The sequence below is a fragment of the Corallococcus sp. AB011P genome (assembly GCF_003611605.1).
Classification (GTDB): Bacteria; Myxococcota; Myxococcia; order Myxococcales; family Myxococcaceae; genus Corallococcus; species Corallococcus coralloides.
Genome location: NZ_RAVX01000008.1, coordinates 237,211 through 250,542, shown reverse-complemented (window position 1 = coordinate 250,542; position 13,332 = coordinate 237,211). Strand labels below are relative to the sequence as shown.

Below are 13,332 nucleotides of genomic sequence, written 5' to 3'. Positions count from 1 at the left end.
GGATCTAGAACGGGTCCTGCTGCACGCTCTGGACCACCTTGGGCACGAAGCTCTCCGTGCGGTTCAGGTCGTCGAAGCTCGGCTTGGAGCGGTCGAGGAAATAGAAGGCTTCCGGCTTCTGGATGCGCCCCTCGACCTTGATGGCCTCCAGGCGGATGGTCTTGGCCGGCTTCTTCGTCGCCGGAGCCTGGGGCGCTGGCGTCGCGCCGCCCGCCGCCTTCTTCGTGGACGCGGGGTCCTCCGCCCAGGACGGACCGGAGACGGCGAGCAGCAGCAGCAGGAGGGCGGGGCGCATGGCGGAAGGTCGTGGCTACCGGACGTCTGTGGACACCTTACCCGAGGCGCCCGGCCGCGTGGCAGGGGGCCCGGGGGGCGAGGCGGGGGTCGGGTTTGCCTCGGGGGCTTTCGCGGGGACGGCGGCTTCGGCGGCCTTCTTCAGGCCCTCCTTGCGCTCGCGCTCGCGGCGGCGGGTCTCCCGGTCGATGCTCTTCTGCGCGTCCTTGAGGTACTGCGCGGTGCGCTCGTCGGTGCCGCCCTTGGACTTGTACTGCTCCAGGAAGGACGCGGCCTTCTGGAGGCGCTCCAGGGCGTCCATACCTGCGGGCTCCAGGTCCAGGTGGAGCAGGCCCAGGTTGAAGTACACGTCCTTCGTGTCGGGCTGGAGCTGGAGCGTGCGCTCGTACTCGGCCAGGGCGCGGGGGAAGTCGCCTTCGCCGCGGTACGCGTTGCCCAGGTTGAGGTGGGCGGCGGCGAAGTCCGGCGCGGCCTTCACGGAGGCCTCCAGCTCCACGCGGGCGCCGGCGTAGTCCTCGCCCTGGTTGAGCAGGGTGCCCAGGTTGTTGCGCGCCTCGGCGAAGTCCGGCCTGAGCGCGATGGCCTGGCGGAAGCGCTCCAATGCCTGGGGGCGCTCCTTGAGGCCCAGGTGCACCAGGCCCAGGGCGTTGAGGGTGGCCGCGTCCTGCGCGTCGATGGCGAGCGCGTTGCCCAGCACCATGGACGCCAGCTCGTACTTGCCCTCGCGGGCGTACACCTGCGCGAGCACCTGCATCGCGGGCACGTGCTGTTCGCTGACCTGGAGCGCGCGGCGGGCCTCCGCGACGGCGGCCGGGTGCTTCTTCTGCAGCAGCAGGTTCAACGCCAGCGCCGTGCGCCGGGCCACCGAGTCCTGCTTCGTCAGCGCCTCGCGCAGCTCCGCCTCCAGCGACGCCGCGCGGCCCGTGCGCGCCGCCAGCCGCACCAGGCAGTCCCACGCGGCTTCCTGGTTCGGGTCCAGCGCCAGCGCCTGACGGTAGGAGCGCTCCGCGTCCGGGAAGCGGCCCTGGCGCTCCTGCACGATGCCCAGGTTCGTCCACGCGGGGCCCAGCTTCGGGGACTTCTCCAGCAGGGCCTTGAGCGCGGTCTCCGCGATGGTCAGCTCACCGCGCCGGGCGACCTCCACCGCGCTGGTGAAGTCCTTCTCCGGGCCGGCGAGCGACTTCGCGACCGGCGCCGGTTCCTTCGCCTGGGGCTTCGCGTCACCAGACTTCGCGTCACCAGACTTCGGCGACGTGCTGACGGCGGTGGCGGGTCCGGCTTCCGGCCCGGTGAGCTTCGAGTCCTTGCGCGTCTCCGGACCGGAGGCGCAGGCGGACAGCCAGAGCACGAGCCCGGTGAGCGCGAACTTGCGGCCCGCGTTCATGGCGTGCCCCCTTCCGTGAGCCGGGTCGCCTTGTCCGGGTCGACGCGCGCGGGCGCGGGCGGCGCGGCGAGGCTGCCCAGCAGGCCATCCGGATACACGGTCTCCGACGCGAGCGCGCCCCGGGCCTCCTTGAGGACGGGGTACTCCTTGGGGCGGAAGCGGTTGAGGGACTCCAGCGTGCGGCGCGTCCACTCGTTGGAGACGCGGTTGTTGCGCGCCTCCTTGAGCGTGGCGGCGTAGCTCTCCACCGCGCGGTCCTCCAGGGCCACGGTGCGCTGCGTGAGCATGTCCTGGTACGTCAGCACCGCCTCGTCCCCCAGGCGCTTCACTTCCGGAGGCACGGGCGCGTCCAGCAGCGTGGCCGCGAAGCGCTCCAGGGCGTAGCCGCGCCGGTAGAACGACGCCAGCGACCACTCCAGCTGCTTGTACGGCAGGACCTTCGCGTACGCGGCATCCACCGTCTTCACGGCTTCGGTCTTCTTGCTGAAGCTCTTCTCCAGCGCCTTGCCGGAGCCGCTGAGCTTCAACGCGTCGAAGCGCTGGAACTCCAGCTCGGCCAGTTGGAAGCGGCTGTACGCGGCGGCTTCCGCGGCGCGCAGCTGCGTGTCCGGCTTCAGCTTGCGGCGGTCGAAGTCATCCGCGGCGGCGGCGTACGCGCGCTCGGCTTCCTTCGCGTTGCCGCGCTTCTTCCACGCGTCGCCCAGGCGGCGCTTCGCGTCCACCACCAGCTCCACCTGGTCCGCCTTGCTGGCGAACTTGCGGACGAAGGCCTCCAGCGCCTGGATTTCTCCCTTGGTGTCGCCCTGCTTCTCCAGGATGCGAGCCGCGCGGTACTGGTTCTCCGGCGCGTTCTTCCCGTGGGGGTACAGCTCCACGCAGCGCTGGAAGGCGGCGGCGGCCTCCGCGTAGCGCTGCTGTCCTTCGAGCAGCGACGCCGCGTTGTAGAGCGCGGCCTCTCGCTCCTCGGCCTTCGGATAGTCCTTCACCAGCTTCTGGTAGCTGGTGACGGCCTTGTCGAAGTCGTAGGACTTCTGCGCGTTCAGGGCCACGCGGAACAGCGCGGTGTGCGCCCACGGCGACTTCGGGTAGTCGCGGTAGATGCGCTCGTAGAGCTTCATCGCGGAGTCGAAGCGGCGCAGCTCCTCGTAGGCCACCGCCGCGTTGTTGAGCGCCTTGTCCGCGAACTCGTGCCGGGGGGCCTCCTCCACCAGCTGGAGGTACTTCTTCGCCGCCTCGTCGTAGCGCTTCTGCGTGGCCAGTTGGTCCGCCAGGTTGAAGCGGCCGGCGAGCTTGAACTTCATCAGCTCGCGGTACTGCTCACTGGACGGGTCCACCACCTGCGCGTTGCTGGCGAGCCGCGCGCTGACCTCCTCCACGCTCTTCCAGTCCTGGTCGATGAGGAAGGACTCGATGATGAGGTTGGTGGCGTAGCCGGCCACCGGGTTGCGCGGGTACGCCTGCACCACGCGCTCGAAGCGGGGGCGGGCCTGGGCGAAGTCGTCGTGCGTGTAGAACAGCTCCGCGGCCTGGTAGGCGATGCCCGGCGCGGCCTCCTCCTTGGGCAGCAGCGCCACGTACGCGTCGGACGCCTTCACGAGCGCGGCCTCCGTCGGGGCCAGGGCCACGGGCGCGTGCGCGCTGTCCTTGGGGCGCTCGCTGGCGCGCAGCGGCTTGCGCTCCGGCACGCGGCCCGCCTTCACGTCCTCGTCCAGCTGCGCCTTCCAGGCGAGCACCGCGTTGTGCGCGGACACGTCCCGGTAGGTGTTGTCCTGGTTGGAGTCGCGCACGGCCGAGTACTCCTTCGCCGCCGCGCCGTACGCGTCCGAGTTGAAGAGGGACTCGGCGTGGAAGAAGCGCATCGCGTACGCGGTCTTGCTGCGCGGGAAGCGCTCCAGGTAGGTGCCGTACGCGCGCGCCGCGGCGGCGTAGGTGGCCTTCGCCTCCGCGTCCTTGCCCTCCTTCTGGAAGGTCTGCGCCTGCTGGTGCTGGTACGCGGCGGCGGAGTAGAGGCTCTGCTCGGCGAGCGTCTGCGCGTGCGACAGCGCGTTCGGGTCGTCCTTGTTCTTCTCGTACCAGGCGCCGCCGGGCAGGTAGTCGTTGGCCAGCTTCTCCGACTCGCGCGCGTACAGGTCCATGCGCCGGTCGCGCTCGTAGGCCTGGACGATGCGCTGCTGCAGGCGGGGCGCGTCCGTGGTGAGCGGGTGGGTGGACAGCACCTGCTGATACGCGGCGATGGCCTCCGTGTTGCGGAGCTGGTCGAAGTAGACGTTGCCCAGCCGCCGGTACACCTCCGCCTCGTAGGGCCGCCCGCCGCGCTTCGCGAAGAGGTCGCGGGCCCTGGCCACGCCGCCCCAGGTCTCGTCCGCCAGCGACAGCGCGATGTACTGGAGCGCCTCCGAGCGCAGGTCGCCTTCGTCCGCCTTGCTGCCGGACTGCTGGTGGGACTGGTAGTGGTCCAGGAGCAGCAGGAAGCTGTCCACGGACTCCTCGAACCAGTTCATGCGGTAGTACGTCCAGGCCAGCTTGTAGCGGGCCTTGTCGTAGAACCGGTGCTCCGTGTCGCGCGTGGCGGCGGTGTACGCGTCCGCGGCCTTGCGCAGCGCCTCCGGGTCGGTCTCCTCCTCGAACCAGTACTCGCCGATGCGCGTCCACGCGTCAGTGGCGAAGCGGCTCTTCGGATAGCGCGTGGTGAGCTGCTGGTAGGTGGCGAGGCTCTCCTCGTCCTTGTGCTGTTCGTTGAGGCAGTACGCCAGCAGGTACAGGGAGCCGTCGTTGAGCTTGTAGTCCGGGAAGCGCGCGAGCAGCGTGCGGTACACGCCGATGGACGGCGTGAAGTCCACGTCCGGCTCCGGCGGCAGGTCCGCCATCGCCTCGTCGGACATCGTGCGCACGCGCTCCGCGTAGTCCTTGCGCGCCAGCTGGTGCTCGTCCGCGGAGCGCTCGTAGTACAGCTCCGCCAGCCGGAACATCACGTCCGGCGTGGCACGAGGCTCGTCCGGGTAGCGCCGCAGGAAGTCCTCGAAGCGGGCGATGGCGTCCAGCCGTTGCGTGCGCTCCTGCGACTCCAGCGCGGTGAGCGTCTTCTCGTAGGCGTTGTTGAGCGCCGAGCGCTTCTGCTGGTAGCGCCGCTCGATGAGCTGCCTCACCTCGCGGTGGAAGTCGCGCGACTCCGCCTCGTACGCCTCCAGCGCGCGGCTCACGTCGCGCAGCAGCTTCTCCTGTTCGGGCGTGTGGCCCAGGCCGTCCAGGTAGCGCGAGGTGTTGGGCGCGGGCGGTGCCGCGGGCGCCGGCTGGGACTTCGCGGGGGCCGCGGGCGCGGAAGGCGTGGAGGACTTCTTCGCGGCCTGGCCAGGCGTCTTGGCCTTCGCGGCGTGAGCGGCCAGCGGCGCCAGGGCGATGAGGAGGGCGAGGGCAGGGCGGCGCATGGCCTTCAGTCCCCCCCTTCCGACGACAGGACGTCCTTGAACTCCAGGTCGAGCGCGCGCAGTGCGTCCGACTTCTCCTTGGCGACCTTCTGGATGTTCGCGGTGTTGTCCTGCGTGCGGCTGAAGGCCACGTCCACCGTGCCAGTGTCGGCCTTGAGCACCAGGTCGTAGAACTGCTGCCGCACGCGGCGGAAGCTCTCGTAGGCGATGCGGCCCACCAGGTTGCGCGCGTCACCGGACGCGGCGGCCACCTCCAACTCGTAGCCCTGGAGCAGCGCCTGCTCCACGCGCACCTTGTCGCGGATGGACTTCACGCGGTTCTCCAGCCGCGCGCGCAGCGCCACCCGGGCCACCGCCACCCGTCCGCGCAGCGAGTCGATGCGCGTGCGCACCGTGTGCATGCGCAACAGCACGCGGGTGTCCTCGCCGGACAGCCGGCCTTCACCGGCGCGCAGGACGCCGTGCTCCTGCTGGAGCGCGGCGGAGTAGCGGGCGCGGATGGCGGCCTCGCCCTCCAGCGACGTGTCCGTGGACTGGCGCTCACTGGCGAGCCGGGCGCGCGTGCGGTCCAGCTCCACCTGCAGGTCCCTCAGCGTGGCGATCTCCGCCTGGAGCTGCACCAGGAACTCGCGCTCCTCGGCGGGGTCGGCCTGCCGCTCGTCGCGCGTGTCCTCCACCCACTTGCGGATGGCGGCGGCGTTGGCGTGCAGGCTCTGGAGCTCATAGCCCACGCGGAAGGCCTCGCGGTCCACCACGTCCACCTTCGCCTGCATGCGGTGGCGGCGCTCCTCCAGCTCCTTGTTGGTGGTGGGCAGCGCCGCGAAGCGCAGCCGCTGGGCCTCGCGCGCGCCCTGGGCGACGAGCAGCTTCTCGCGCTCGGCGGGCGTCAGCTTCTCCTCCACCAGCGCGGCCTCCGCCTGCACCAGGGACTGCTCCACGGCGGTGAGCGCGGTGTCCACGGCCTCCGTGCGGACGTAGCCCTCCTGCAGCTCCGGGAAGGCCTCCAGCCCGCGCGCGTCCAGCGCCTCCAGGATGCGCTCCGCGATGGCCTTCGCCTCGCCCGCGCCCTGACGGCCGCTGTCCAGGTCGCCCACCATCCGCACCGCGTCCGCGACCTCCTTCTGCGTGGACGCGTACTTCAGCGCCAGCGGGGGCAAGAGCGTGCTCACGTCCAGCGAGCGCTCGTTGCGCGCGAGCAGGTTGTCGAAGTACGCGACCGGGTCATGGTTCACGCGCAGGAGCGCGTCCACCTTGTCGCGCGCGGGCGTGAACATGCGCGCCACGCCGTCATACGTCTCCAGCGCCTCGTCGTACTGGCGCAGCTTCTGGAGCAGGTGCCCCTGGAGGATGCGCGCCTCGGGAGCGAGCTGCGAGTCCGGCGCGACGAGCAGCAGGATGTCCGTGGCGTTCTTCGCCTGCGTGAAGTCCTGCTTGCGCACGTACGTCCACGCGACCTCCAGCAGCGACTCCGGGAAGAACTCGCTCTCGCGCGGAATCTGGCCGTAGTGGTCCAGCGCCTCGTCGTAGCGGCCCGTCTCGTACATCAGCCGGCCCAACGACAGGAACGCGAGCTCGCGGAAGCGCTGGGCCTCCGCCTCCGCGAGGCCGGTGGACACCACGGCCTCCGGCCCGGTGCCCACGATGCGCTGGAACTGCGCGATGGCGGCCGGGTAGTCCCCGCTCTGCACGCTCAGGACGCCCAGGTGGTAGACGGCCTGCACTCGGAAGGCGCCGGGCGCCTGCGCCAGCGGAGCGAACAACGCGCGCGAGCGCTGCTGGTGCTCGTCCGGCGTCAAATCCATGCGCTTGAACGTGCCGCGCGCGTGCACGTAGGCGATGTCCGGCGCCAGCACGCCGCCCGACAGCTGCCGCGCCTTCTCCACGTACGCGTCGATGCCGTCGAACTGCTGGAGCCTGCCCGCCACCGCGAGGTAGCGGCTCACGGCCTCCTTGTAGCGCTGCGGCGTCAGGTTCAGCGACAGCATGTCGCGCAGGTACACCCTCGCGCCGATGTCGTTCTTCTGCTGGTAGAGCGCATCCGCCAGATAGAAGACCGCCTCCGGGTAGCGCGGGTTCGCCTTGAACGCCGGGTCGCTCACCAGGTCGTAGAAGAGGACGGACGCGGCGGCCCAGTCCCCCAGGAGCGAATACACCTCGCCCTCGGAGAAGCGCTTGAGCTGCGAGTCGGTGCTGCTGGGCTCGGGGCGCTCCGTGAACTGCGTCTCCACGAAGCGCAGCGACAGCTCCGCGGTGCGCAGCTGCGCCTCCACCGCTTCCACCGAGGCCGCGCGCGAGCTCAACGAAGCGGGCATGGGCGGCAGCGCGGCTCCCGGCTTGGAGGCCTGGGGCGCCGGAGCGGGCGCGGCCCCGAGGGACAGCGCGAGGGCCAGGGCGTGCAGCGTCGCGGTCACGGCCTTGCGCTCCCTACTTCGGCTCGCTGGAGGTGGTGGCCGGCGCGGCGGGTGTCCCCGGAGCGCCTTCCGTCTCCGAGCCGGAGCCGGCGGGCCGGTTCGCGCGCGTGTCCTTGGCCACTTCAATGTCGTAGCGCACCGCGGGCCGGTCCTTCAGGTCCGTGGTGAGGCCGCCCTTCTCCACACCCACCACGTTCACCGTGGTGACCTTTCCGGACTCCGCGTTGAAGGTGTAACTGGATTGCACCTTGAACTTGTAGCCCTCCAGGTAGCTGAACACGCCGTAGCCGCTGCCCCGGTACACGAGGCGCACCGCGAGCTGGTGCTGGCCCGGCACGATGCGGCCGTTGAAGACCTCCAGCGACTGGTGCCGGTTCAGGTCTCCCTGCGTGTCCACCTGGGTGAAGATGGGCGCGCCGTCCAGCGCGTACACCACCGACTCCAGCTGGAACGCGTTGCCCATCTCGTTCTTGTGCACCAGCACCGCGCGGGCGCCGGTGGACAGCTCGCCGCCCATCACCGACTCCTGGAGCAGCAGCAGGCGCGCCTTGGAGCGGTAGATCTTCTCCTTCAGGTCGACGACCTGCTCCTCCAGCGTCTTCACGCGGGACGTGAAGGCCTCATCCGCCGTCTGGTCGCCCGTGGGTGCCTGCGCGGCGGGGGCGGCCTGCGGCGTGCCAGCGGCCGGAGATGCAGCGGCGGCCGGCGCGGCGGCGGGAGGCGGGGAAGCAGGGGAGGGGGACGCGCCTTGCGCGAACACCGGCCCGGACAGGCCAGCGCTCAGCAGCGCGAGGAGACGGAAGGTGGCGGATGCGACGCGCACGGTACGACCTCGGAAGGCGGCTCTGCCCGACGGCACGAGGTCATACCATCCTTTGCCGGGGGCTGCCCGGTGGGGGGTAGCCCGCCGGGCAGGACAGCAGGCGGAGTGTCAACCGCCCTTGCGCAGCTCGGTGAGGACCAGCTTGGCCACGGCCTTGAGCGTGTCGAACACGCCCACGCCCGTGGGCGCCACGGCCTGGTACTCCGGGATGTTCCGCGGGTTGAGCGCCTTGCGCATCTCCTCCACGGTCACCGCGTTGGGCAGGTCGCGCTTGTTGTACTGCACGACGTACGGAATCTTGTTCAGGTCGTAGCCCTGCTCCGCCAGGTTGATGCGCAGGTTCTCCAACGACTCCATGTTGGCTTCCATGCGCTCAATCTGGCTGTCGGCGACGAACACCACGCCGTCCACGCCCTTGAGGATGAGCTTGCGGCTGGCGTCGTAGAACACCTGGCCGGGCACCGTGTAGAGGTGGAAGCGCGTCTTGAAGCCGCGGATCTCACCGAGCGACAGCGGCAGGAAGTCGAAGAAGAGCGTGCGGTCCGTCTCCGTGGAGAGGGAGATCAGCTTGCCCTTCGTGTCCGCCGCGGTCTTGTTGTAGATGTACTGAAGGTTGGTCGTCTTCCCGCAGAGACCCGGCCCGTAATAGACAATCTTGCAGTTGATTTCGCGGGATGAGTAATTGATGAAGGACATGGCTTCCCGGGTTACTCGCTGAAGAGGTTGTCGATATCGTCGTCGGAGATCTCGGCGAACGGCGAACCGGCTCCGGGGCTGTCGGTCTTCTTCACGAGGCTTTCGAAGATCTTCGTCAGCTCGTCGCTGGCCTTCTTGATGCGCAAGCGCACCAGACCCAGGCTCGTGCGGTTGTCGAAGATGACGACCAGCACCACGCGGCTGCCCACGATGGTCATGTAGAGGCTGTCCTTCGCCCCTTCATGGAACTGGTTGGGGAACTCGTTCTCCCCGATCAGCTTCGCCAGACCACCCATGGCGGCCACGTTTCCGGCCGTCAGCGACGCGAGCGACGTGGTGTCGATGTTCTGCGTCTGGCCGGCCGAGGAGATGAGCTGGCCGTTCTTGTCGACGAGGAAGACCACCTTCGCGTTCGCGTCCTTGGTGAGCCGGTCGCAAACGGCGTTGATCTTGGTGAACTCCTCTTCGTACATCACCAGTTGCGTGCCCATGGGCGTATGCGCTCCTCAGCGTTCGCTCGCCCCGCGCACGGCGGCGCTCCGATGTTTCTGGAGTGAATCCCGGAGGTTAGACGAGGCGCTACCGACCGCCGTCATGCTTAGCAAAGCAGTTCCACTCCAGCAAGAAGCCAGCCGTGATCCGCGCCGCTTCTTGAAGGAATGACGGCTTCGCGGGTTGGGACACCTGCCCCTCTTCTCTATACTCTCCCGGGCCTTGCGCCGCCCGAGCCCCCTCACCGACATCCTCCCGCGCCTCGTCGTCCTCGTCCTGGCGCTCGCCTGTACCGGGGCCGCCCATGCGCAGGCCCCCGAGTCCGAGCGCGCCTCGTTGCGCCTTCGTTACGGCCTGTCCTCCCGCCAGGGTGAGCAGGTGGATGTAGGGCCCGGGCTCACCTACAGCGGCCTGACGCCGAACGACGTGGCGCTGACGTTGATGGGCTGGGCGGGGACGTACCTGGGTGGACAGGTGGATCTCCAGCGCGAGGCCTTCGAGCTGCGGGACGCGTCGTCGCGCGTGACGGGCGGCAGCCTGGTGCGCGGCTCGCTGGGGCCGCGAGGGCGGTTGTTCCTGGGGCCGGTGCGGCTGGAGCTGGGCGCGGGCTACGGCTTCGCGCAGCTGCCGCTGTTCGGCGGGTTCACCTATGCGCCGGTGTTGCAGCGGGGTGTGCGGCACTCGGCGCTGATTTCAGGTCGGGTGCTGGTGGCGCTGCCGGCGCAGCTTCAGTTGGAGGCGCGAGGCGAGGTGCCGCTGACGCTCTCCGCGCACGCGGCGGACGGGCTGAAGGCGTCGTCGTCCGGCTACGTGGTGGGCGCGGCGCTGTCGTATCCGGTGGTGCGCAGGGACGGCTGGACGGGGCGCCTGCTCCTGGACGTGCAGCAGGCGCACGACACGATGGAGCTGGAGGACAGCGGCCTGCGCTCCGAGCAGCGGATGCGCCGCATTGGCCTGGGCTTCGAGGTGGTGCTGGGCAGCGTGGGCCGGACGTCGCGGCCCGTGGGCCCGCGCCAGGCCTTCGTCGCGCTGAGCGTGGTGGACGCGGAGACGGGCGCACCGCTTCCGGGCGCGCACGTGCGCGTGCCCTCCTTGAAGACGCCGGGCACGGACGAGGAGCTGGTCGCGGACGCGCAGGGACATCTGAGGGTGCTGCTCCCCGAGGGCGCGCAGTCCACGCAGGCGAGCGTGGACGGCTATGAGGACGCGACGGCGGTCGCCACCGTCAGCGGTGATGCCACGGAGAGCGCGCCGGTCCAGCTCCGCCTGAGCAAGAAGGCGCCGAAGACGGGCTCCCTCAAGGTGAAGGTGGTGCAGGGCAAGGACAGCGCGCCGGTTGTGGACGTGCAGGTCGTCTCTGGCTCCGCGCAGCTGCGCACGAACAAGGCCGGCGAGGTGCTGCTGGAGGGGCTGGAGCCGGGGCCCGTGGCCGTGGCGATGTCCGCGCCGGGCTTCCGCCCCTCGGAAGAGGCCGCGGTGGTGGTGGCGGGGCAGACGTCGGAGCTGGTGGTGGTGCTGTCGCAGGACCGCAAGGGCGAGCTGGCCACGCTGGTGGGCCAGGTGCGCAGCGCGCGCAGCGGCCAGCCCCTGGTGGCGACGGTGATCATTCCCCAGGCGAAGGTGCGCACGCGCACGGACAAGAGCGGCGCCTTCACCGCGCGCGTCCGTGGCGGCACGTACCGCATCACCCTGTCCGCGCCGGGGCACGTGACCCAGACGAAGATGGTCACCGTGCGCGAAGGCGAGCAGGCCATTCTCAACGTTGATCTGTTCCCGAGGGGCCGGTGAGTCGCGCGGCAGTGCCGCGACGCGCCCGTCCGTCGTCGTCGAGGTTTCAGTGAGTCCTGTCCGCATCCTGGCGCTGTCGCTGCTCGTCCTCCTCTCCGGCTGTTCGGGGTGTGAACGCGAGGAGGCGCCAAAACCTCCGCCAGTGGTGGAGGTGGACGCGGGGGCCGTCGTTCCCATTGGACGCCTGGAAGGGCTGTCCGGCGACGTGCGCCTGGAGCGCGGCGGCAAGGTGGGGCCGGCGGTGGAGGGGCCGCTGCTCGCGGGCGACGCGGTGGAGACCGGTGAGAGCGGATCCGCGACGGTGCGCTTCCCGGGCGACCGGACGGTGGAGGTGGGCAGCGAGGGCCGGTTCGCGGTGGGCTCGGACGCGACGGGCATCGTGATGAAGGTGGAGCGCGGCATCGTGCTGTCGCGCGTGCCCGCGGGCGGGAAGGCGGACAGCGCGGGCTCCAAGGTGACGTTGAACATCCTCACCCCCTTCGGCCTCACGCGCGTGGGGCCGGATCCGTCGGAGGTGAAGGTCGCGGTGGCGGAGGACTCGGCGCGGGTGGAGGTGAAGCTGGGCGCCATCGAGCTGGTCTCCAAGGACGGCAAGACGCTGCGCGCGGCGCAGGGCGACGCGGTGGACCTGACCCGCGAGCGCGCGCAGGTGACGCCCGCGGCCCCGCGTGTCGTGGAGCTGGCGCCCATCCCGGTGACGGTGCGCGCGACCTCGGGCGTCGCGGAGGTGAAGGCGAAGGACTCGGGCCGCTGGCGCAAGGTGCGCCGCGAGGGCGAGGTGCTGGCCTTTGGCGACGGCGTGCGGACGAAGGGCGGCGAGGCGGTGCTGTCCCTCAAGGACAGCGGCACGGTGCTGACGCTCGCTCCAGGCGCGGAGGCGGTGCTGGAGAGCGCGGGACAGCAGGGCACCGTCGATGAGGCGCGCGTCAACCTGCTCCAGGGTCTGTTGGCCGTGCAGCTCGCCATGGGACGAGAGAGCCGCGTGGTGCTGCCGGGGATGACGGTGGAGTCCGGCGGAGGCGCGAGGTTGGAGATCCGCCGCACCGACGCCGGCATGCAGGTGGCGGCGCACACGGGCGACGTGACGCTGCGGCGGGGCGAGGCGCGGCAGGCGCTGCGCGCCGGTGAGCGCGCCACCGTGGGCACGGATGGCAACGCGAAGGTGGAGCCGCTGGAGGAGGCGGTGGTCGCGGTGGGCCCGGGCGACGGCACGGAGGTCTACCACCGGGGCCTTGCGGAGGTGGCGCTCACCTGGGAGGGCGAGGGCGACGCGGTGGTGGAGGCGGCGCAGGACGCGGCCTTCAAGCGCCCGGTGCTCTGGGGGCGCGTGCACCGCGCTTCCGTCAACGTGTCCGCGCTGGCGAAGGGCACGCTGTACTGGCGGGCGCGCAAGGAGGACGGCACGCAGGTGGCGGCGGGCAGCGTCCACTTCGCTCCGGAGTCCCCCACCAGTTCGCTGGCGCGTGTGCGCAACGTGGTGCCGGAGGGGCCGGAGAAGACGACCATCTTCTACCAGGACAAGCCCCCGGCGGTGACGTTCACCTACGGCGAGGAACCGCAGGCCCGTAGCTATCGCGTGGCGGTGTACAAGGCGGGCTCGTTGGCGACGCCGGTGGTGCAGCGCACGGTGTCGGAGCCGCGCGCGGCGTTGGAGGCGGGACAGCTGGGCGAGGGCAGCTACCTGTGGTCCGTCACGCCGCTGTCGCAGGCGGGCGCGGCCCTCAAGGGCGGGCGGATGAACAAGCTGGAGCTCGTCTATGACAACTCGGTGGTGGGGCTGGTGGTGGACAGCCCGCGCCAGGGTGTGCCGGCGGCGGAGAAGGTGCGGGCTGCGGGTGTGGCGCCCGTGAACGCTCGCCTGTCCATCAACGGACGGGCCGTGCCCCTGGACGCCAAGCACCGCTTCGATACCTGGGTGGCCCCCATGGGAATGCCCCCCCTGCTGGTGTTTAAGATGACGCGTCCCGGTGCCCCGGACGTACTCACGGTGCGCACCCTGAAACCGCGAGGACCTTGAGG

At 70.6% G+C, this 13,332-nt stretch carries 9 protein-coding genes; 2 read left to right on the top strand and 7 right to left on the bottom strand.

Annotated elements, in window-relative coordinates; translation table 11 throughout:
- Positions 1-4 precede the first annotated feature (4 nt).
- The 7 genes from D7X30_RS22275 to mglB form a co-directional block, all read right to left on the bottom strand.
- Positions 5-295, bottom strand: coding sequence for a hypothetical protein (locus D7X30_RS22275; protein ID WP_120564946.1), 291 nt, complete (start codon positions 293-295; stop codon positions 5-7).
- A 15-nt stretch (positions 296-310) separates the two neighbouring features.
- Positions 311-1,678 (bottom strand): tetratricopeptide repeat protein, encoded by a 1,368-nt coding sequence (locus tag D7X30_RS22270; RefSeq protein ID WP_120564945.1) that lies wholly within the window; start codon positions 1,676-1,678, stop codon positions 311-313.
- On the bottom strand, positions 1,675-5,103 hold the full coding sequence (locus D7X30_RS22265) for a tetratricopeptide repeat protein (protein WP_120564944.1): 3,429 nt from the start codon (positions 5,101-5,103) through the stop codon (positions 1,675-1,677). Before D7X30_RS22265 ends, D7X30_RS22270 begins: the two co-directional genes overlap by 4 nt.
- Before the next feature lie 5 nt (positions 5,104-5,108).
- The gene (locus D7X30_RS22260) at positions 5,109-7,514 is read right to left on the bottom strand and encodes a tetratricopeptide repeat protein (protein WP_120564943.1); all 2,406 of its coding nucleotides are present in this window, start codon (positions 7,512-7,514) and stop codon (positions 5,109-5,111) included.
- A gap of 13 nt (positions 7,515-7,527) precedes the next feature.
- Positions 7,528-8,337 carry a dihydrolipoamide acetyltransferase gene (locus D7X30_RS22255; RefSeq protein WP_120564942.1) on the bottom strand — a complete coding sequence of 270 codons (810 nt, stop codon included), beginning with the start codon at positions 8,335-8,337 and terminating at the stop codon, positions 7,528-7,530.
- Between the two features lie 108 nt (positions 8,338-8,445).
- Positions 8,446-9,033: a gliding-motility regulator Ras-like GTPase MglA gene (gene mglA / locus D7X30_RS22250; protein WP_014394794.1), complete on the bottom strand. Its 588-nt coding sequence runs from the start codon at positions 9,031-9,033 to the stop codon at positions 8,446-8,448.
- 11 nt (positions 9,034-9,044) lie between these two features.
- Complete coding sequence (mglB, locus tag D7X30_RS22245) at positions 9,045-9,524, bottom strand: gliding-motility regulator GTPase-activating protein MglB (RefSeq protein ID WP_002637270.1); 480 nt, start codon at positions 9,522-9,524, stop codon at positions 9,045-9,047.
- A gap of 223 nt (positions 9,525-9,747) precedes the next feature.
- On the opposite strand from mglB, the gene D7X30_RS22240 reads away from it, so the two are divergent.
- Both D7X30_RS22240 and D7X30_RS22235 read left to right on the top strand, forming a co-directional pair.
- Positions 9,748-11,313: a carboxypeptidase regulatory-like domain-containing protein gene (locus tag D7X30_RS22240; protein WP_120564941.1), complete on the top strand. Its 1,566-nt coding sequence runs from the start codon at positions 9,748-9,750 to the stop codon at positions 11,311-11,313.
- A gap of 49 nt (positions 11,314-11,362) precedes the next feature.
- Positions 11,363-13,330 (top strand): hypothetical protein, encoded by a 1,968-nt coding sequence (locus tag D7X30_RS22235; protein ID WP_120564940.1) that lies wholly within the window; start codon positions 11,363-11,365, stop codon positions 13,328-13,330.
- Positions 13,331-13,332: the final 2 nt, after the last annotated feature.

What these genes read in the sequence shown, in the direction of transcription:
- D7X30_RS22275 (WP_120564946.1), bottom strand. Translation starts at nt 295, where the DNA reads ATGCGCCCCGCCCTCCTGCTGCTGCTGCTCGCCGTCTCCGGTCCGTCC.
- D7X30_RS22270 (WP_120564945.1), bottom strand. Translation starts at nt 1,678, where the DNA reads ATGAACGCGGGCCGCAAGTTCGCGCTCACCGGGCTCGTGCTCTGGCTG.
- D7X30_RS22265 (WP_120564944.1), bottom strand. Translation starts at nt 5,103, where the DNA reads ATGCGCCGCCCTGCCCTCGCCCTCCTCATCGCCCTGGCGCCGCTGGCC.
- mglA (WP_014394794.1), bottom strand. Translation starts at nt 9,033, where the DNA reads ATGTCCTTCATCAATTACTCATCCCGCGAAATCAACTGCAAGATTGTC.
- mglB (WP_002637270.1), bottom strand. Translation starts at nt 9,524, where the DNA reads ATGGGCACGCAACTGGTGATGTACGAAGAGGAGTTCACCAAGATCAAC.